This is a genomic window from Citrobacter sp. RHB35-C17, from assembly GCF_013816795.1.
Lineage (GTDB): Bacteria > Pseudomonadota > Gammaproteobacteria > Enterobacterales > Enterobacteriaceae > Citrobacter_A > Citrobacter_A amalonaticus.
The window spans coordinates 3,336,557-3,355,971 of the sequence record NZ_CP057150.1 but is presented as its reverse complement, the minus strand read 5'-3'; the positions used below and the strand labels follow the sequence as shown (position 1 = coordinate 3,355,971).

The window sequence follows — 19,415 nt, the reverse complement described above, 5'->3', positions numbered from 1 at the left end:
ACTTTTCAGTTTCCAGAATCAGCAATAAAAAGCGAAGTCTTTTTTGTGACATTTCGATACAATTCGGGATCGCAATCCCGCTATTGAGGTTCAGGGAAGGTTTTATGCTCGAAATGTTGATGCAATGGTATCGCCGTCGCTTTAGCGACCCCGAGGCGATTGCCTTGCTGGTTATTCTGGTTGCCGGGTTTGGCATTCTTTTCTTTTTTAGCGGATTACTGGCACCGCTGCTGGTTGCCATTGTGCTGGCGTACCTGCTGGAATGGCCAACGGTGCGCCTCGAAGCCATCGGCTGCTCGCGCCGCTGGGCGACCTCTCTCGTGCTGATCGTATTTGTCGGCATTTTGCTGTTGATGGCCTTTGTGGTGATGCCGGTGGCATGGCAACAGGGGATCTTACTGATTCGCGACATGCCAGGCATGTTGAACAAACTGTCGGATTTTGCCGCCACGCTGCCGCGTCGTTATCCGGCTTTAATGGATGCGGGCATTATCGATGCGATGGCGGAAAATATGCGCACCCGCATGCTGACGATGGGCGATTCGGTAGTGAAATATTCGCTGGCCTCTTTGGTCGGGCTGCTGACTCTGGCGGTCTATCTGGTGCTGGTGCCGCTGATGGTGTTCTTCCTCGTCAAAGATAAAGAGCAAATGCTGAACGCCGTGCGTCGTGTGCTGCCGCGTAATCGCGGGCTGGCGGGGCAGGTCTGGAAGGAGATGAACCAGCAAATCACTAACTACATCCGCGGCAAGGTGCTGGAGATGGTGGTGGTGGGCGTGGCGACCTGGCTGGGCTTCCTGATGTTTGGCCTCAACTACTCACTGCTACTGGCCGTGCTGGTGGGGTTCTCGGTACTCATTCCCTATATTGGCGCTTTTGTAGTCACTATTCCTGTGGTAGGCGTTGCGCTGTTCCAGTTCGGTCTGGGGACCGAGTTCTGGAGTTGTTTCGCCGTCTATTTGATTATCCAGGCGCTGGACGGCAACCTGCTGGTGCCGGTGCTGTTTTCTGAAGCAGTCAATTTGCATCCGCTGGTGATTATCCTGTCAGTGGTGATCTTTGGCGGCCTGTGGGGATTCTGGGGCGTGTTCTTCGCCATTCCGCTGGCGACGTTAATCAAGGCCGTTGTCCATGCCTGGCCGGATGCGCAGGTCGTTGACGAGTCCTGATGCGTTTATGTAACAGGGAAAGTGGTGAACTGTGTGCTAGTCGATGCGCTCTGAGCGAAAGGCAAAAAGGTAGCGCGAGATAAAAAGGCGAGTGTAAAAAAGGACGCTTAAACAGACAGCCGATTACCCGGCCTACACACGGTAGGCCGGACAGGGCGTCAGCCGTCATCCGGCAGCGTGAAAGTCAGGCGTTTTCTTTCAGCCAGTTCAGCACCACATCGTGGTGATTACTGGTTTTGAAATCATCGAAAACGTGTTCAATCTTACCGTCAGCGTCAATCAAGAAGCTGATGCGATGGATCCCATCATAGGTTTTCCCCATAAAGGATTTCTCGCCCCAGACGCCAAACTGCTCGCAGACCTGATGATCCTCGTCGGACAGCAGGGTAAAGTTAAGCAGCTCTTTTTCGGCAAAACGGGAAAGCTTTTCAGGCTTGTCAGTGCTGATGCCCAGCACGTCTACACCTGCTTTTTTCAGCTCATCCATGTTATCTCGCAGGCCACAGGCCTGAACGGTACAGCCTGGCGTCATGGCTTTCGGATAGAAATAGACCAGCACACGCTGTCCCTGGAAGTCGGTCAAATTTACTTGTTCTCCGTCTTGATCCGGCAAGCTAAATTTCGGTGCGATGTCACCGGCTTTCAGTGGATTCATTACTTAACTCCATCCTGTTCATCATGTTGTGAATAATTAACAACGTTAATACTGCCTTGTGCATTGAGTTCTGTACATAGTGCTTTAAAGGCCTGTTCAATATTTGCGGCATCATCCGATGCCGGACTGTGGGCGGTAATCTGGATGTATAACTGCGCCGCCTTATCATTTTCAGCAGGTTGCGTGCGCGAAACCAGTTCCGCAATGTTCATTCGATGGTTATCAAACAGGGCTGTAAATCGTTCAATTAAATGTGGCGAATCCGGTACATCAACCTGAACCCATACCGTTGCCGGCATTGGCGGACGGGGATGCGCCGTCGTACGCTTCATCACAATCAGTAAATCCAGCTCTGCACCTTTCAACGGCAGGGTCGATTCGATCAGGGTGATGGCATTCCAGGTACCCGACAGCAGCATGATAAACGTAAACTCATCGCCCAACATGGCCAGGCGACTGTCTTCGATATTACAGCCGCAACTGCTGACATGGCGGGTGATCGTGTTCACAATTCCAGGGCGATCGGCACCCAGCGCAGTAATAACCAGGTAATGTTGCGATGAAGGTGTCAAACCTGTTCTTCCTTTGAGAGGTGGGGTAATCATAAGGAAAGCATAAAAAAAACCTGCATACAACAATCAGAAGGGCTCTCGTCGCTTGCTTTTATTGTCGTACCAAACGTAACATTGAGACACTTGTTTGCACAGAGGATGGCCCATGTTCACGGGAAGTATTGTCGCGCTTGTTACACCGATGGATGAAAAAGGTAATGTCTGCCGGTCAAGCCTGAAAAAACTGATTGATTATCATGTCGCCAGTGGCACCTCGGCGATCGTTTCTGTTGGCACTACCGGTGAGTCCGCTACGCTGAGTCATGATGAACATGGCGATGTGGTGATGATGACGCTGGAGCTGGCTGATGGGCGTATCCCGGTGATTGCCGGTACGGGCGCGAACGCGACCGCAGAAGCCATTAGTCTGACGCAGCGTTTCAATGACAGCGGAATTGTCGGCTGCCTGACGGTAACGCCTTACTACAACCGTCCGACTCAGGAAGGTTTGTTCCAGCATTTCAAAGCCATCGCGGAACATACTGACCTGCCCCAAATTCTGTATAATGTGCCATCCCGTACCGGTTGCGATATGCTGCCGGAAACCGTTGGCCGTCTGGCGGAATTAAAAAATATTGTCGCAATTAAAGAGGCGACAGGGAACTTAAGTCGGGTTCACCAGATCAAAGAGCTGGTTTCCGATGATTTTCTGCTGCTCAGCGGCGATGACGCGACCGCGATGGACTTTATGCAGTTAGGCGGTCATGGCGTGATCTCCGTGACGTCTAACGTTGCGGCGCGTGATATGGCGGAAATGTGCAAACTGGCGGCGGAAGGGCGTTTTGCCGAGGCGCGTACCATTAATCAGCGTCTGATGCCGTTACATAACAAACTGTTTGTCGAACCCAACCCAATCCCAGTGAAATGGGCATGTAAGGCGTTGGGCCTTGTGGCGACCGATACGCTGCGCTTGCCGATGACACCCATCACAGACAATGGTCGTGAAATTGTCAAAGCGGCGCTCAAGCATGCCGGTTTGCTGTAAAGTTTAGGGAGATTTGATGGCTTACTCAGTACAAAAGTCGCGCCTGGCCAGGGTTGCGGGTGTTTCGCTTGTTTTGCTGCTCGCGGCCTGTAGTTCTGACTCGCGCTACAAGCGCCAGGTGAGTGGTGATGAATCCTATCTGGAAGCCGCACCGCTTGCTGAACTTCATGCGCCTGCCGGTATGATTCTGCCGGTGACCACGAGCGACTACAACATTCCGGTCACCAACGGCAGCGGTGCCGTTGGGAAAGCGTTGGATATCCGTCCGCCGGCACAGCCGCTGGCGCTGGTTTCCGGTGCCCGGACCCAGTTTGCGGGCGATACCGCCACGCTGCTGGTGGAAAACGGGCGTGGAAATACGCTGTGGCCGCAGGTGGTCAGCGTGATTCAGTCTAAAAACTACACGATTGAAAAACGTGATGATGCCAGCCAGACGCTGACAACCGGTTGGGTTGACTGGAACCGTCTGGACGAAGACGAGCAGTACCGTGGCCGTTATCAAATCTCGGTTAAACCGCAGGGCTATCAGCAGGCGGTGATGGTGAAACTGGTCAACCTTGAGCAGGCCGGTAAGCCTGTGGCGGATGCCGCTTCACTGCAGCGTTATAGCACTGAGATGATGAACGTGATTTCTGCGGGCCTTGATAAGACCGCGACTGACGCCGCGAATGCTGCACAGAACCGTTCTGCCGCCACGATGGATGTGCAGAGCGCCGCGGATGACACCGGTTTACCGATGCTGGTGGTGCGTGGCCCATTCAACGTCGTCTGGCAGCGCCTCCCGGCAGCACTGGAGAAAGTCGGCATGAAAGTGACCGACAGTACCCGTTCGCAGGGGAGTATGGCTGTTACCTACAAACCGCTGTCCGATAGCGGCTGGCAGGAGCTGGGCGCTCGCGATCCAGGGCTCTCTTCCGGTGACTACAAACTGCAGGTCGGTGATTTAGACAACCGCAGCAGCTTGCAGTTTATCGATCCGAAGGGGCATACCCTGACGCAGAGCCAGAACGACGCGCTGGTTGCTATCTTCCAGGCAGCGTTTAGCAAGTAAAAAAACAGGGCTGGAGAAATCCGGCCCTTTTTATTTCCGTGCTACGCAAACGTGTGCGTGGCATAATATTCCCCGTTTTGAATACAAATGATCACACCCAGGAGTAATGAAGATGCAAAAGCAAGCTGAGTTGTATCGTGGTAAAGCGAAGACCGTATACAGCACGGAAAACCCGGACCTGTTGGTGCTCGAATTCCGCAATGATACGTCAGCAGGGGATGGCGCGCGCATTGAGCAGTTTGATCGTAAAGGTATGGTGAATAACAAGTTCAACTATTTCATCATGACCAAACTGGCCGAAGCGGGTATCCCGACGCAGATGGAGCGACTGCTCTCTGATACCGAATGTCTGGTGAAAAAGCTGGATATGGTGCCGGTCGAGTGCGTGGTGCGTAACCGTGCGGCAGGCTCTCTGGTTAAACGTCTGGGTATTGAAGAGGGCATCGAACTGAATCCGCCGTTATTCGACCTGTTCCTGAAAAACGATGCAATGCATGACCCAATGGTCAACGATTCCTACTGCGAAACCTTTGGTTGGGTGAGTAAAGAGAATCTGGCACGAATGAAAGAGCTGACCTATAAAGCGAACGATGTGCTGAAAAAAATGTTCGATGACGCAGGACTGATCCTCGTCGACTTCAAACTGGAGTTCGGTCTGTACAAAGGCGAAGTGGTGCTCGGCGATGAATTCTCTCCGGACGGTAGCCGTCTGTGGGACAAAGAGACCCTCGAGAAAATGGACAAAGACCGTTTCCGTCAGAGCCTGGGTGGTCTGATTGAAGCCTATGAAACCGTGGCGCGTCGTCTGGGTGTGAATCTCGACTAACTTACCTTTCGGGTCGGGGACGCTCTCCGACCCGCTCTTCGCACTTCAATCTTGTTTTCCTGTGGTAATCTTCCGCTGAACCGCCTACGATCATCATCATAACGAATAGAGTGTTGAGGTGAGTATGCGCTGGCAAGGGCGTCGTGAAAGTGACAATGTGGAAGACAGGCGCAGCAGTTCAGGCGGTGGTCCCTCTCTGGGCGGGCCAGGATTTCGTCTGCCGAGCGGCAAAGGCGGGATTATTCTGCTCATCGTCGTGCTGGTTGCCGGGTATTACGGCGTCGATTTAACCGGACTGATGACGGGACAACCGGTCTCTCAGCAGCAGTCTCAGCGTTCCATCAGCCCGAATGAAGATGAAGCAGCAAAATTTACCTCGGTGATTCTGGCAACGACAGAAGACTCCTGGGGACAGCAGTTTGAAAAAATGGGGCGTACCTATCAACCGCCAAAGCTCGTGATGTACCGTGGAGCAACGCGAACTGGTTGCGGTACCGGACAATCTATCATGGGGCCGTTTTATTGCCCGGCGGATAGCACGGTCTATATCGATCTCTCCTTCTACGATGACATGAAAGACAAACTGGGCGCGGACGGTGATTTCGCTCAGGGGTATGTGATTGCTCACGAAGTCGGTCATCACGTCCAGAAACTGCTTGGCATCGAGCCGAAAGTGCGTCAGATGCAGCAGAACGCCTCGCAGGCGGAAATCAACCAACTCTCTGTCCGTATGGAACTACAGGCGGACTGTTTTGCCGGTGTCTGGGGCAACAGCATGCAGCAGCAGGGCGTGCTGGAGTCCGGCGATCTGGAAGAAGCATTGAATGCCGCCGAAGCGATTGGCGACGATCGTCTCCAGCAGCAAAGTCAGGGGCGCGTCGTTCCGGACAGCTTCACCCACGGGACGTCAGAGCAGCGCTATCGCTGGTTTAAGCGCGGTTTCGATAGTGGCAATCCGGCGCAATGTAATACCTTTGGTAAAGGTTTTTAACTTCTGAGGCAGGGATGTCTGGTTACACCGCGCTGAATGCGTTAACCGCGCAAATGACCCGGGAGGGGATTCGCCGCCTGCTGGTGCTGAGCGGCGAGGCGTCCTGGTGTCATGAACAAGTACAGCACCTGCGCGACACGTTGCCCGGCGACTGGCTATGGGTTTCCCCTGATGCCGCCGCCGAACCCAGTTGCACGCCGCTGGCGCTGCAAACGTTACTGGGACGTGAATTCCACCATGCCGTTTTCGATGCTCTGGCCGGGTTTGATGCGGCGGCTTTTGCTGCCTTAAGCGGAACGCTGCGCGCGGGCAGTTGGCTGGTGTTACTCACGCCGCCACTGGCGCGCTGGCATCTCTGTCCTGATAATGATTCGCTGCGCTGGAGCGACTGCGCGCAACCTATTGCGACTCCCCATTTTATCCACCGCATTCGTCGCCTCATCGCGGCGGATGAACAGACGCTGTGCTGGCAACAGTCGCAGCCGTTTTGCGTACCGTATTTTTCAGAACGTCCTCACTGGCAGTCCGCAACCGGTGCGCCGCTGCCGGAACAGGCCGCTATTCTGACGCAACTGCTCCGGATGCCCGAAGGGATCGCCACGGTGACCGCCGCGCGTGGACGTGGGAAATCGGCGCTGGCCGGTCAGTTGATTTCACGTATTACGGGCAACGCCCTTGTGACGGCACCGGCGAAAGCGGCAACGGACGTGCTGGCGCAATTTGCCGGTGACCGTTTCCGCTTTATGGCGCCAGATGCGCTGCTGAGTGCGGAGGTTGATGCCGACTGGCTGGTGGTGGATGAGGCGGCGGCGATCCCTGCGCCGCTCCTTCAGCGTCTGGTTTCCCGTTTTCCGCGCGCCCTACTGACAACGACCGTACAGGGCTACGAAGGCACCGGACGCGGCTTTTTGTTAAAATTTTGCGCCCGCTTCCCGGAACGACAGCGTTATGAACTTCAGCAACCCGTCCGCTGGGCGCAGGGATGTCCGCTGGAGAAATGGGTTAGCGACGCGCTGGTTTTTGATGATGACGATTTTGCAACTACCCCGCAGGGCTGCATGGTGATTAGGCCTTTCGAACAGGACGCCTGGCAGACGCAACCGGAAATGCCTCTGGCGGTCTATCGGCTGCTTTCCGGTGCGCATTATCGTACCTCTCCGCTGGATCTACGCCGAATGATGGATGCGCCGGGGCAGCATTTTTTCCACGCCACCTGTGACAGGGAAATCGTCGGGGCACTCTGGCTGGTTGAGGAAGGCGGTCTTGCTCCCGAACTCAGCCAGGCGGTCTGGGCGGGATTTCGGCGACCGCGGGGGAATCTCGTCGCGCAGTCGCTGGCGGCACACGGTGGCGATCCGCTGGCGGCTACCCTGACCGGTCGTCGAATCAGTCGCATTGCCGTCCATCCGGGACGTCAGCGTGAGGGGATTGGACAACAGCTGATCGCGCAGGCTCATACGGCACACTGTGACTATCTTTCCGTGAGCTTTGGCTATACGCCGGAGCTGTGGCGCTTCTGGCAGCGCTGTGGTTTTATCCTGGTGCGGGTAGGCAACCACAAGGAGGCCAGTAGCGGCTGCTATACCGCAATGGCGCTCTTACCGCTAAGCGCGGCAGGCAGGCGCCTGACCGAATATGAGCACCACCGTTTGCGTCGCGATGCGGATATTCTTGCGCGGTGGAATGGGGAGGCGATCCCGGTTGAACCGCTGAAAGCGACTACGCTTAATGAAGATGACTGGCAGATGCTGGCAGGGTTTGCTTTCGCGCACCGTCCGTTGTTGACCTCTCTCGGTGGTCTGAACCGCCTGCTGTCGACCAGCGCGTTGCCGCTACCGGCGCTGCGGGGCAGCCTGCAAGCACACCTCAGCGATGCGGAACTCTGTGTGACATTGCGCCTTTCAGGGCGCAAAGCACTGCTGAAGCGTCAGCGGGAAGAGGCGGCGCAGGCGTTAGCCGGGCTGGATCCCGCACGGACTGAGCATGACCGTAATCGCATTCTGCAATGGCAATTTTTTCACTAACTCCTTCAATTTTCTGGCATGGTCATTGCGATTGAGCAGCGTAGAATTAACGACATCAGTTAAGGAGATCGCCATGAAACATGACCATTTTGTTGTTCAAAGTCCGGCCCAACCTGCTCAACAGCTGTTGCTGCTGTTTCATGGCGTGGGTGATAACCCCGTTGCGATGGGAGAGATTGGTTCGTGGTTTGCCCCTCTCTTCCCGGACGCGCTGGTGGTCAGTATCGGCGGCGTTGAGCCGAGCGGACCGGCATCCGGGCGGCAGTGGTTTTCCGTGCAAGGGGTGACGGAAGAGAACCGTCAGGCACGGATTGACGCTATCATGCCGGTGTTTATCGAAACCGTACGTTACTGGCAAAAACAGAGTGGCGTAGGGGCAAATGCCACGGCGCTGATTGGTTTCTCGCAGGGCGCGATTATGGCGCTGGAGAGCATCAAAGCCGAGCCTGGGCTGGCCTCGCGGGTGATTGCGTTTAACGGACGCTACGCCAGCCTGCCGGAAACGGCATCGACCGCCACCACGATTCATCTGATTCACGGTGGAGAAGATCGGGTCATTGAACTTTCGCATGCGGTCGCCGCCCAGGACGCGCTGTTAAGCGCAGGCGGGGATGTCACGCTGGATATTGTGGAAGACCTCGGTCACGCGATTGACGACCGTAGCATGCAGTTTGCCCTCGACCATTTGCGCTATACCGTGCCGAAGCACTACTTTGACGAAGCGCTCAGCGGCGGTACGCCGAACGATGATGACGTAATTGAGATGATCTAAAAGACAAAGCCGGAATGGGGAAACCCCTTCCGGCTCTGGTTTATTTCTTCGGTTGGTCTTTCTTCGGCCAATCGTCGTCGTCATCCCACTTATCGTTAAAATCACGATGCGGGGGAAGTTCCGGTTTATTCGCGAGGAATTTTTTGTGGTCGACGCGTTTGAGATCCTTGATCACATTCAGCAGCACACCTACCAAAAACACCAGCACCAGAATCCACCAATATTTTGCCAGCCAGTCCATGCGCGTTACCTCTTGCAGGAACCTCGTCAGGCGACGAGTTGTTCCATTATACGTTGATACATACGGGCAAGCAGTTGCAGGTCGGCGGCGTTCACACATTCATTAATTTTATGAATCGTGGCATTCACCGGACCGAGCTCTACGACCTGCGCCCCCATACGAGCGATAAACCGTCCATCGGACGTACCGCCCGTGGTCAGTAACTGCGGTTTAATTTCATTATAGTGCTCGATGGCGTTCACGACTGCATCCACCAGTTTCCCGCGATCGGTCAGGAACGGCTGGCCAGAGAGCCACCAGTCAACGGTATAGCGCAACTGATGTTTCTCGAGCAGCGCGTGCACCCGCGCTTTGATCATCTCGTCAGTCAGTTCGGTACTGAAACGGAAGTTGAACTGCACAAACAGTTCACCGGGGATGACGTTATTGCTACCGGTACCCGCCTGGACGTTGGCAATCTGCATGCTGGTGGCCGGGAAAAACTCATTGCCCTGATCCCACTCAATATTCACCAGTTCATTGAGCATCGGCGCGGCGCGATGTACCGGGTTATCCGCCAGGTGTGGATAGGCGACGTGACCCTGCACACCGTGGATAGTCAGGTTACAGGTGAGCGATCCGCGACGGCCGTTTTTCACCACGTCACCCACGACTTCGGTACTTGAGGGTTCGCCAACCAGACAGTAATCCAGGCGCTCATTTCGCGCCATCAGCGCCTCAACCACCTTAACGGTGCCGTTTTTCGCGCTGGCCTCTTCATCGGAGGTGATCAGGAACGCCAGGCGCCCTTTGTGGTTCGGGTGCTGAGCGACAAAACGCTCTGCCGCCACCACCATGGCCGCCAGCGAACCTTTCATATCCGCCGCGCCGCGGCCGAACAACATCCCGTCGCGGATGGTTGGCTCGAAAGGTGGGTTGATCCAGCGATCGGCATCGCCCGCCGGCACGACGTCGGTGTGACCGGCAAACGCCAGCGTCTCACCTTGTCCGCGCCATGCCCAAAAATTCTGTGTATCCGCAAAATCCATGCGCTCAACGGTAAAACCGATCGCACGCAGGCGCTCAATCATCAACGCCTGACATCCGGCATCATCCGGGCTCAGGGAAGGGCGGCGAATAAGCTGTTGTGTCAGCTCAATAACCGGGCACGACATAGACTACACCTCGTCAAAAAACTGCTGATAACTGGATTCACTAAAACCCAGCAGCATAGGCTTCCCGGGCGCACAGAGCAATGGGCGTTTGATGATTGCCGGCATTTCAGTCATTAATGCGGCGGCGGACGCGGCATCCGTGATGTGACTGCGTGTGGTTTCATCCAGTTTTCGCCACGTCGTCCCACGGGTGTTGAGAAGCGGTTCCCACCCTAATTCATTGATAAATGAAGTGAGAAGTGTGCTGTCCAGACCATCGACACGGTAATCATGAAAACGGTAGTCAATGCCACGCGCTTCCAACCAGCGGCGGGCCTTTTTAATGGTGTCGCAATTTTTAATACCGTAGAGGGTAATCATGTGCATCCTTATTAACGTAAACTGATTATATAATCATCATTATCGTTACGTCCGATAATACATCTTGTCATTTAATCGTGATCGGTAAATATAACATTGTTGAAGTAATGTGAATAATAATTCCTGAATTTGTTGGAATTTTCTTCTTAATCAAAATTCGGAATTTTCTCCGACGCAGTCACTTGTTTTTAATCGAAATTGAAGAGGTACCAGATAAGGTATGATTGTTGCGAATTATTGCAGTAAGTCACATAAAATTTATGGTGGCCGCGCCATAGTAACCACATCAACCACACCCCGGAGGATGTAATCACAGCAATCGGTTAATTTGTCTTCACCAGATGAGAATGTTTTTGTAGAATACCCATAATAAGAAGCAGAGGTTGTTATGATTGAACGCGAACTGGGGAACTGGAAAGATTTTATCGAAGTTATGCTTCGCAAATAAATTTCTGGAAGGATGACCAAATAACAGAACATACCGTGTGAGATTCATCACACAGAAAGGGCGACCCGTTGGCAGGTCGCCTTTTTTTATCTGTTATTCCGGACGCGGCTTCAGTGGGAAGCGGCGACGCACCAGCACGAAAAACAGCGGCACGAAGTAGATTGCCAGCACCGTTGCCGAGATCATCCCGCCCATGACGCCCGTCCCGACGGCGTGTTGACCGCCGGAGCCTGCGCCGCTGCTGATCGTCATCGGCAGTACGCCAAAGATAAACGCCAGTGAGGTCATCAGGATCGGACGTAAGCGTTGCCGACATGCATGTAGCGTCGCATCCAGCAGATCGTGTCCTTTCTCATTCATCTCATTGGCAAATTCAACGATCAAAATGGCGTTTTTCGCCGAAAGCCCAATGACCGTCAACAGCCCGACCTGGAAATAGACATCGTTTTCCAGGCCACGCATCCAGGTCGCAAGCAGCGCGCCGATGACCCCCAACGGCACCACCAGCATCACTGAGAACGGTACTGACCAGCTTTCATACAGCGCAGCCAGGCACAGGAATACCACCAACAGTGAAATGGCATACAGGGCCGGTGCCTGCGCTCCGGAGAGTCGCTCCTGGTAAGACATGGCGGTCCATTCCAGTCCAAATCCGGTCGGCAAATGACGCACCAGCGACTCCATCACATCCATCGCTGTCCCGGTACTCACCCCTGGTGCGGCTTCACCGACAATCTCGACGGCAGAATAGCCGTTGTAGCGCTCCAGACGTGGAGAACCCGTCTCCCAGCGAGAGGTGGCGAAGGCGGAGAAAGGCACCATACCGCCGCTGTTATTGCGCACGTACCACAGGTTGATGTCGTCTGGCAGCATACGGTATTTCGCTGCCGCCTGGACGTAGACCTTCTTGACGCGGCCACGATCCATAAAGTCGTTGACGTAGCTCGATCCCCAGGCGGTCTGCAACGTATCGTTGATATCGTCAATGGATACACCCAGCGCCTGCGCTTTGCGTTGGTCGACATCAATTTGCAACTGAGGACTGTCGTCCAGACCGTTGTGGCGCACACGGGTCAGGGCGCTATTCTGCAACGCCAGGCGAAGCAGTTGGTCACGCGCGGCCATTAAGGCGTCATGACCGGCGCCGGCGTGATCTTGTAGTTCCATATCAAAACCTGCGGAACTGCCGAGACCGCTGATGGCAGGCGGACTGCTGGCGAACACGCGCGCCTCTTTGATTTTGTTAAACGCCTTCGTCGCACGTTCGATAATGGCAAACGAGGTGCCAGTCGTCGGGTCGCGTTCGCTCCAGTCTTTCAGGCGTACAAACATACGTGCCACGTTCTGACCGTTGCCCCCTGGGCCAGAACCGACCGTCGCAAAGACGGACTGGACGGTATCCTTTTCCTGGGTGAAATAATATTTCTCGACTTCCTGTACCACTTTTAAGGTTTGTTGCTGCGTCGAGCCGCTTGGCAACTGAACCGAGGTGATAAACATACCGCGATCTTCCAGTGGCAGGAACGAGGTCGGCAGACGCAGGAACAGAACCACCATCGCGCCAAGCAGCAACACATAAATCAGGAGCCAGCGCAGGCTGCGATGCAGAATCTTGGCAACGCCTTTTTCGTAGCGTTCGGCGTTACGGTTGAAGGTACGGTTAAACCAGCCGAAGAAACCGGTTTGCCCGTGATGCTCGCCTTTATGCAGTGGTTTAAGCAAAGTGGCGCACAGGGCAGGGGTAAGGATCATCGCCACCAGAACGGAAAGCACCATCGCCGCCACAATGGTAATGGAGAACTGACGGTAGATTGCCCCGGTGGTTCCGCCAAAAAAGGCCATCGGTACGAAGACGGCTGACAGCACCATCGCGATACCGACCAGCGCACCCTGAATTTGTCCCATCGATTTTCGCGTCGCCTCGCGCGGCGTGAGGCCTTCCTCACTCATAATACGCTCGACGTTTTCCACAACCACGATGGCGTCATCCACCAGCAGGCCGATTGCCAGTACCATCGCAAACATCGTCAGGGTATTGATGCTGTAGCCGAAGGCATAGAGCACCGAAAACGTCCCCATCAGTACCACCGGTACGGCAATGGTGGGGATCAGCGTGGCGCGGAAATTTTGCAGGAACAGGTACATCACGAGGAACACCAGCGCGATGGCTTCCAGCAGTGTTTTCACCACGTCTTCAATCGAGGCTTTAACGAAGGAGGTGGTTTCATAGGCCACCTTGTACTCAAGACCATGTGGGAAGTATTGCGCCAGTTCATCCAGACGCTTAATGACCTGGGTCGCGGTGGCCATTTCGTTGGCCCCCGACGCCAGTTTCACTCCAAGACCGGATGCCGCATTGCCATTGAAACGGCTGAGATAGTCATACTTCTCAGCCCCCATTTCGACGGTGGCGACATCGCCCAGGGTTACTTCTGAGCCATCCTGATTGACACGTAGCGTAATGGCGCGAAACTGTTCCGGCGTTTGCAGCAGCGACTGGGCGTTAATGGTGGCATTCAGCGCCTGGGTATCAATGGAAGGGGTTCCGCCAAGCTGTCCGACGGCGATCTGCGCGTTCTGCGACTCAATGGCGTCGGTGACATCTTTCGCCGTCATCTGGAAGCTGTTGAGCTTTGCCGGATCCAGCCAGATGCGCATGGAATATTGCGAGCCGTAGGCATCGATGTCGCCGACGCCGCTCACCCGGCTGAGCGGATCCTGAATATTACTGGCGACGTAGTCCGCGATATCCTGCTTATCCATCGACCCGTCGGTGGAGACAAAAGCAATCGTCAGGATGTTGGTATCCCCGGTCTTACGGACCGTGACACCCTGGTTCTGTACCGCCTGCGGCAGTTTACGCATCGCCGACTGTAACTGGTTCTGGACCTGTTGTACGGCTTCATCCGGATCGGTGCCCGCCACGAAGCTCAGCGTAACCGACGCTTGTCCGGTGCCGCTGCTTTGCGATGACATGTACATCAGATTATCGAGGCCGGTCATGTTCTGCTCAATGACCTGGGTGACGGTGTTTTCCAGCGTTTGGGCGGAAGCGCCAGGATAGTTTGCCGTGATGCGCACGTTTGGCGGCGCCAGATCAGGATATTGCTCCACCGGCAAAGAGAAAATCGCCAGGGTACCTGTCAGACACAACAGAATAGCCAGCACCCAGGCAAATATGGGGCGATCGATAAAGAAATTCGCCATCAGAAAGAGGACCTCATTATTCTACATATCTTTATAGGTATGACTTGCTTCACTGTATCGGGAAGGTACGAGCCAAACGTGGAGAAAAAAAGGAGATAATGTAAATTATCATGCCTGATTACAGTGTTTGTCAGCTTCCCACATGCTCACGTCCGGTTTTGTGAGATTTTATGCCAGATGACTCGCATCCTCTTCTGATTCTGTCGAGCGAAAGCTAATGCTCACTAACGTCCCACCGCCGGAAGGCTGCGAAAAACTTAACGTGCCGCCAAGACGTTCCGCGCGCTCGCGCATAATGTTCAGGCCGTAATGCCCCGCCGGTTCTTTAGGTTCGCCAATGCCCACGCCGTTATCGCGAATATACACCGTGTGATTGCCATCCGGCGCTGTCACACAGCTGACGGCAATCTCACTGGCACTGGCGTGCTTCATCGCGTTGAGCACCGCTTCCCGGATAATCTGTAACAGATGGACCTGCATCTGCGCATCGAGCGCCAGCGTCGGCAACCGGCAGTCCAGAGTGAGTTTAGCGGCAGTTTGTCCTTGTAGCGCTTCGAGCATTTCATGCAGTGCGGAAGGTAAATCAGCCTGTTGCAGGGTCAGGCGGAAGGTGGTCAGCAGTTCACGCAGTTGACGATAGGCGTCGTTCAGCGCCCGCGAGAAGTCATCCATAATGGCCTGCGCCGGGGCGTTATCCTCAGGAATGGCTCGTTTGAGCAGCGTCAACTGAATGCGCAGATACGAGAGCACCTGCGCCAGAGAGTCATGCAGTTCACGGGCAATAGTGGCGCGTTCTTCCATCAGCAACAGTTGCTGGAAGTGTTTCTGCGCATGGTTGAAGTACAGGCCGCGCCCCAGCATTGTCGATACGCTGTTTAACAGCGGGATCGCGCTGGAGACATGCTGACTTTGCCAGTGCAGCTCGCCGTAGACCGTCTCCTGCATGGTCACCGGCAGGATTTGCATCGGCAGGTCGGCCTGTTTTTCACCTTCACTGATACGCCAGTTTTCGCCGACGGTAAGCTCCAGAAATAGTGCCGCTTCATTATCACGGACAATCTGCAAAATATGGCGGAAGCAGTGCACATCAATCTGACTGGTATTTAGCGCCTGAGAACACTGGTACAGCACTTCCAGACGTCGCTTGGCTTCATGGAGATCGTGGGTCTTTTCTTCGACCTTCGCTTCCAGCGAGCGGTACAGCTTATGCAACTCGCTCGACATCTGATTAAAGGTCTTCGCCAGTAGCCCCAGTTCGTTGGGAAGGTGCGTATCCAGCGGCGGCGAATCAAACTGACCGTGTTCGATGCGCTGGCTGGCCATTACCAGTTGGTTCAGCGGGCGCACAACCTGATGACGAATACGGCGCAGGGTGAAAAAGACGAGGGTAAAAATCCCGATACCGCCCGCCAGCGAGATCCCCACCACCAGCATCACTTTGCGCTCGGCATAGTGCTGCAAGGCCAGCACGAAGAGATCGATCTTATCGACGTAGGCGTTAATGTTGTTCTGATACCACTGTAGATCCCCATCAATCAGGCGGGCATTCATCTCCAGCCAGTTGGCATGCAGTTGCGCGTAGCGACCTTTCACCGCCTGAGGCACATACCAGGCATTCAGATTGCTTAACGCCGATGAGTTGAGGGCCTGTTGAAAGAGCAGACGATGGGCGTTTAATTGCGGGCTGTGGCTTTGCAGATCGTACCCCAGACGATAGCTCTGCATACGTAATGAACCCGCCACGTTAATGGCTTCGGCATCCCGCAGGCTGCTGGCCAGCGTCAGTAACGCAACGCCGGTTGAGAGAATCGAGAGCAGGACAATGTAAAAAAAGGCCCGGGCCAGGCTGGCCGAGACGGGGCGTTTGACGATCACACGCGTAATTTCCTTTAAAAGTGCTTACGGTAAAAATCTCTCGCAGATCTGAAACGTAATTTCACTCTGGCTGAAATAAATTGATCTGCCACAGGTTCTGTAGAAATAGTTGTGCTTCCTGGGCAAATGAACATTGCCGACGTGTGGTCAGTCGGTTAATAACAACACTTATATAAAGAATAAGGTTTTTACAACCAAAAAAGAAGGTCGCCATGAACCGTTTTATTATGGCCAACAGCCAACAGTGCCTGGGATGCCATGCCTGTGAAGTCGCTTGCGTTTTGGCCCACAATGAAGAGCAACACGTCCTTAGCCAACGTCACTACCAGCCCCGGATCACGGTTATCAGGCATCAGCATCAGCGAAGTGCAGTGACCTGCCACCATTGCGAAGATGCGCCCTGCGCCCGCAGTTGTCCGAATGGAGCGATAAGCCACGTCAACGACAGCGTGCAGGTCAATCAGCAAAAGTGTATCGGCTGTAAATCCTGCGTGGTGGCCTGCCCGTTTGGCACCATGCAAATCGTCCTGACCCCCGTCGCCAACGATCAGGTCAAAGCCACAGCACATAAATGCGACCTCTGTCAGGGGCGGGAAAAGGGGCCGGCCTGCGTGGAGAACTGTCCTGCGGACGCACTGCAACTGGTGACGGAAGGGTCGTTAACCCGGCTGGCGAAAGCGCGACGTTTACGTACTGCCCGGCAGGAGAATCAGCCGTGGCATGCCGATGCCACAGCGACCGCTTTCCCCGCAATGAGCAAAATTGAGCAAATGCACGCGACGCCGGCGCGCGGTGAGCCGGATAAACTGGCTATCGACGCGCGAAAAGTCAGCTTTGATGAAATCTATCTGCCGTTTCGCACGGCTCAGGCGGAGCGGGAGGCCTCACGCTGCCTGAAGTGTGGTGAACACAGCATTTGCGAATGGACCTGCCCGCTACATAACCACATCCCTCAGTGGATTGAACTGGTGAAAGCCGGAAATATTGATGCGGCAGTGGAGTTGTCTCACCAGACGAATTGTCTGCCGGAAATCACCGGGCGCGTTTGTCCACAAGACCGACTGTGCGAGGGCGCCTGTACGGTGCGCGACGAGCACGGCGCGGTGACGATCGGCAACATTGAACGCTACATTTCTGACCGTGCGCTGGGTAACGGCTGGCGGCCGGATCTGAGTCATGTCCAGAAGGTCGATAAGCGTGTGGCGATTATTGGCGCCGGTCCGGCAGGGCTTGCCTGCGCCGACGTGCTGGCGCGTCACGGTGTCAGCGCCACGGTTTTTGATCGTCATCCTGAAATCGGCGGACTGCTGACCTTTGGCATCCCGGCCTTCAAACTGGATAAATCACTGCTGGCGCGTCGTCGGGAAATTTTTAGCGCGATGGGGATCCATTTTGAGCTGAACTGCGAAGTGGGCAGGGATGTGAAAATGGAGGCGCTGCTCGAGGATTACGATGCCGTATTTGTCGGCGTGGGAACCTATCGTTCGATGAAGGCCGACCTGCCTAACGAAGAGGCTCCGGGCGTCTATGACGCGCTGCCATTCCTGATCGCCAATACTAAACAGGTGATGGGACTGGACGAATGTCCTGAAGAGCCGTACATCAACACCGCCGGACTTAACGTGGTGGTGTTGGGCGGTGGCGACACGGCGATGGACTGTGTCCGTACCGCGCTGCGTCATGGCGCAAGCCAGGTCACCTGCGCCTATCGCCGTGACGAAGCCAACATGCCGGGTTCGAAGAAAGAGGTGAAAAACGCGCGTGAGGAAGGGGCGAAGTTCGAGTTCAACGTACAGCCGGTCGATCTGGAACTGAGCGCGGACGGGCGCGTTTGCGGCATTCGTTTTCTGCGTACGCAATTGGGTGAGCCGGATGCCCAGGGACGCCGCCGTCCGGTGCCGATTGCTGGCAGTGAATTTGTGATGCCGGCAGATGCCGTGATCATGGCGTTTGGTTTCCATCCGCACGGGATGCCGTGGCTGGAGAGCCATGGAGTGCAAGTGGACAGCTGGGGGCGCATCGCGGCGAACGTTGAGAGCACATACCGTTACCAGACCACTAACCCGAAAATTTTTGCCGGCGGCGATGCCGTACGCGGCGCCGATCTGGTGGTCACCGCAATGGCGGAAGGACGCCATGCGGCGCAGGGGATCATCGACTGGCTGGGGCGGTAAACGTTCGATTATCCCGTAGGCCGGATAAGGCGTAGCCGACATCCGGCTTGATAGCGCTGCGCTTATCAGGTCTACAATTCACCTCTGTCTGGCATAAATCAGCCTTATCTTACACAGACAAATCCGGCTTCACGGCGTAGTATAATTTCTCTTCTTACGCTGTGGAGTCGATATGTCGCAAAAAATCACCCTCGTTAAAGACAAAGTCCTTTCTGATAACTATTTCATCCTGCGCAATATTACCTACGATCTGACCCGCTCGAACGGCGATGTCATCCGCCACAAACGTGAAGTGTACGATCGCGGCAATGGGGCAACGATCCTGCTGTATAACGCAGAGAAAAAGACGGTGGTGCTGATTCGTCAGTTCCGCGTAGCGACGTGGGTGAACGGTAACGAAAGCGGGCAGTTGATTGAAACCTGCGCCGGATTACTGGACAACGACGAGCCGGAAGCCTGCATTCGCAAAGAGGCCATTGAAGAGACAGGCTATGAAGTGGGTGAGGTGCGCAAGCTCTTTGAGCTGTACATGTCTCCCGGCGGTGTGACGGAGCTGATTCACTTTTTTATCGCCGAATACAGCGAAAGCCAGCGTGCTAACGCGGGGGGGGGTGTCGAAGATGAAGACATCGAAGTGCTGGAATTACCGTTTACTCAGGCGCTGGAGATGATTAAAACCGGTGAAATACGAGACGGTAAGACCGTGTTATTGCTCAACTATTTGCAATCTTCCCATTTAATGGATTGATAAATAAGGTTTATATTTCTTTACGAATGATTGAATCTATCCGACAAATCCGATTGAGCATGGTCAATAGCACAACGAAGATACGACCTGTGTTGTTCGTTTGACTTCTGGGGTTATTACCGTC

17 protein-coding genes are annotated in these 19,415 nt (G+C 54.8%); 10 read left to right on the top strand and 7 right to left on the bottom strand.

All coding sequences use genetic code 11. From position 1 onward, the window contains the following. The first annotated feature begins 104 nt into the window (after positions 1-104). Positions 105-1,169, top strand: a complete 1,065-nt coding sequence (locus tag HVZ37_RS16095) for an AI-2E family transporter (protein WP_042999858.1) — start codon at positions 105-107, stop codon at positions 1,167-1,169. A gap of 184 nt (positions 1,170-1,353) precedes the next feature. Here the strand turns inward: HVZ37_RS16095 and bcp are convergent, their stop codons facing one another. After that, entirely contained in the window at positions 1,354-1,824 is a 471-nt protein-coding gene (bcp, locus tag HVZ37_RS16090) for a thioredoxin-dependent thiol peroxidase (RefSeq protein WP_042999859.1), read from the bottom strand. Beyond that, positions 1,824-2,396 (bottom strand): glycine cleavage system transcriptional repressor, encoded by a 573-nt coding sequence (locus HVZ37_RS16085; protein ID WP_042999860.1) that lies wholly within the window; start codon positions 2,394-2,396, stop codon positions 1,824-1,826. Before HVZ37_RS16085 ends, bcp begins: the two co-directional genes overlap by 1 nt. 145 nt (positions 2,397-2,541) lie before the next feature. On the opposite strand from HVZ37_RS16085, the gene dapA reads away from it, so the two are divergent. From dapA to ypfH, 6 genes are all read left to right on the top strand, one after another. After that, positions 2,542-3,420, top strand: a complete 879-nt coding sequence (gene dapA, locus HVZ37_RS16080; RefSeq protein ID WP_042999861.1) for a 4-hydroxy-tetrahydrodipicolinate synthase — start codon at positions 2,542-2,544, stop codon at positions 3,418-3,420. A gap of 16 nt (positions 3,421-3,436) precedes the next feature. Continuing rightward, entirely contained in the window at positions 3,437-4,471 is a 1,035-nt protein-coding gene (gene bamC / locus HVZ37_RS16075; RefSeq protein ID WP_042999862.1) for an outer membrane protein assembly factor BamC, read from the top strand. Positions 4,472-4,583: 112 nt separating this feature from the next. Beyond that, positions 4,584-5,297 (top strand): phosphoribosylaminoimidazolesuccinocarboxamide synthase, encoded by a 714-nt coding sequence (purC, locus tag HVZ37_RS16070; protein ID WP_042999863.1) that lies wholly within the window; start codon positions 4,584-4,586, stop codon positions 5,295-5,297. A 124-nt stretch (positions 5,298-5,421) separates the two neighbouring features. Next, positions 5,422-6,288, top strand: coding sequence for a neutral zinc metallopeptidase (locus HVZ37_RS16065; protein ID WP_042999864.1), 867 nt, complete (start codon positions 5,422-5,424; stop codon positions 6,286-6,288). Between the two features lie 14 nt (positions 6,289-6,302). Next, complete coding sequence (locus HVZ37_RS16060; RefSeq protein ID WP_130098149.1) at positions 6,303-8,312, top strand: GNAT family N-acetyltransferase; 2,010 nt, start codon at positions 6,303-6,305, stop codon at positions 8,310-8,312. Between the two features lie 73 nt (positions 8,313-8,385). Continuing rightward, positions 8,386-9,084, top strand: coding sequence for an esterase (gene ypfH, locus HVZ37_RS16055; protein ID WP_044256912.1), 699 nt, complete (start codon positions 8,386-8,388; stop codon positions 9,082-9,084). Positions 9,085-9,124: 40 nt separating this feature from the next. Here the strand turns inward: ypfH and HVZ37_RS16050 are convergent, their stop codons facing one another. From HVZ37_RS16050 to HVZ37_RS16040, 3 genes are read right to left on the bottom strand one after another with little or no spacing between them, the layout of a single operon-like run. Beyond that, complete coding sequence (locus HVZ37_RS16050; protein ID WP_012906607.1) at positions 9,125-9,325, bottom strand: YpfN family protein; 201 nt, start codon at positions 9,323-9,325, stop codon at positions 9,125-9,127. Between the two features lie 26 nt (positions 9,326-9,351). After that, positions 9,352-10,479 (bottom strand): succinyl-diaminopimelate desuccinylase, encoded by a 1,128-nt coding sequence (dapE, locus tag HVZ37_RS16045; protein ID WP_042999867.1) that lies wholly within the window; start codon positions 10,477-10,479, stop codon positions 9,352-9,354. A 3-nt stretch (positions 10,480-10,482) separates the two neighbouring features. Further along, positions 10,483-10,839, bottom strand: a complete 357-nt coding sequence (locus tag HVZ37_RS16040; protein WP_042999868.1) for an ArsC family reductase — start codon at positions 10,837-10,839, stop codon at positions 10,483-10,485. A gap of 388 nt (positions 10,840-11,227) precedes the next feature. On the opposite strand from HVZ37_RS16040, the gene ypfM reads away from it, so the two are divergent. Then, positions 11,228-11,287 carry a protein YpfM gene (gene ypfM / locus HVZ37_RS16035; RefSeq protein WP_001386977.1) on the top strand — a complete coding sequence of 20 codons (60 nt, stop codon included), beginning with the start codon at positions 11,228-11,230 and terminating at the stop codon, positions 11,285-11,287. Between the two features lie 93 nt (positions 11,288-11,380). Here ypfM and acrD read toward each other — a convergent pair whose 3' ends face one another. Both acrD and narQ read right to left on the bottom strand, forming a co-directional pair. Next, complete coding sequence (gene acrD / locus HVZ37_RS16030; protein WP_181627721.1) at positions 11,381-14,494, bottom strand: multidrug efflux RND transporter permease AcrD; 3,114 nt, start codon at positions 14,492-14,494, stop codon at positions 11,381-11,383. 168 nt (positions 14,495-14,662) lie between these two features. Next, a complete protein-coding gene (gene narQ / locus HVZ37_RS16025; RefSeq protein ID WP_181627720.1) occupies positions 14,663-16,369 on the bottom strand; it encodes a nitrate/nitrite two-component system sensor histidine kinase NarQ in 1,707 nt (568 codons plus the stop codon). A gap of 212 nt (positions 16,370-16,581) precedes the next feature. Here narQ and aegA point away from each other — a divergent pair, with 212 nt between their 5' ends. Both aegA and nudK read left to right on the top strand, forming a co-directional pair. Continuing rightward, positions 16,582-18,543 carry a formate-dependent uric acid utilization protein AegA gene (gene aegA / locus HVZ37_RS16020; RefSeq protein ID WP_181627719.1) on the top strand — a complete coding sequence of 654 codons (1,962 nt, stop codon included), beginning with the start codon at positions 16,582-16,584 and terminating at the stop codon, positions 18,541-18,543. 172 nt (positions 18,544-18,715) lie between these two features. After that, a complete protein-coding gene (gene nudK, locus HVZ37_RS16015; protein ID WP_042999872.1) occupies positions 18,716-19,291 on the top strand; it encodes a GDP-mannose pyrophosphatase NudK in 576 nt (191 codons plus the stop codon). Positions 19,292-19,415 lie beyond the last annotated feature (124 nt).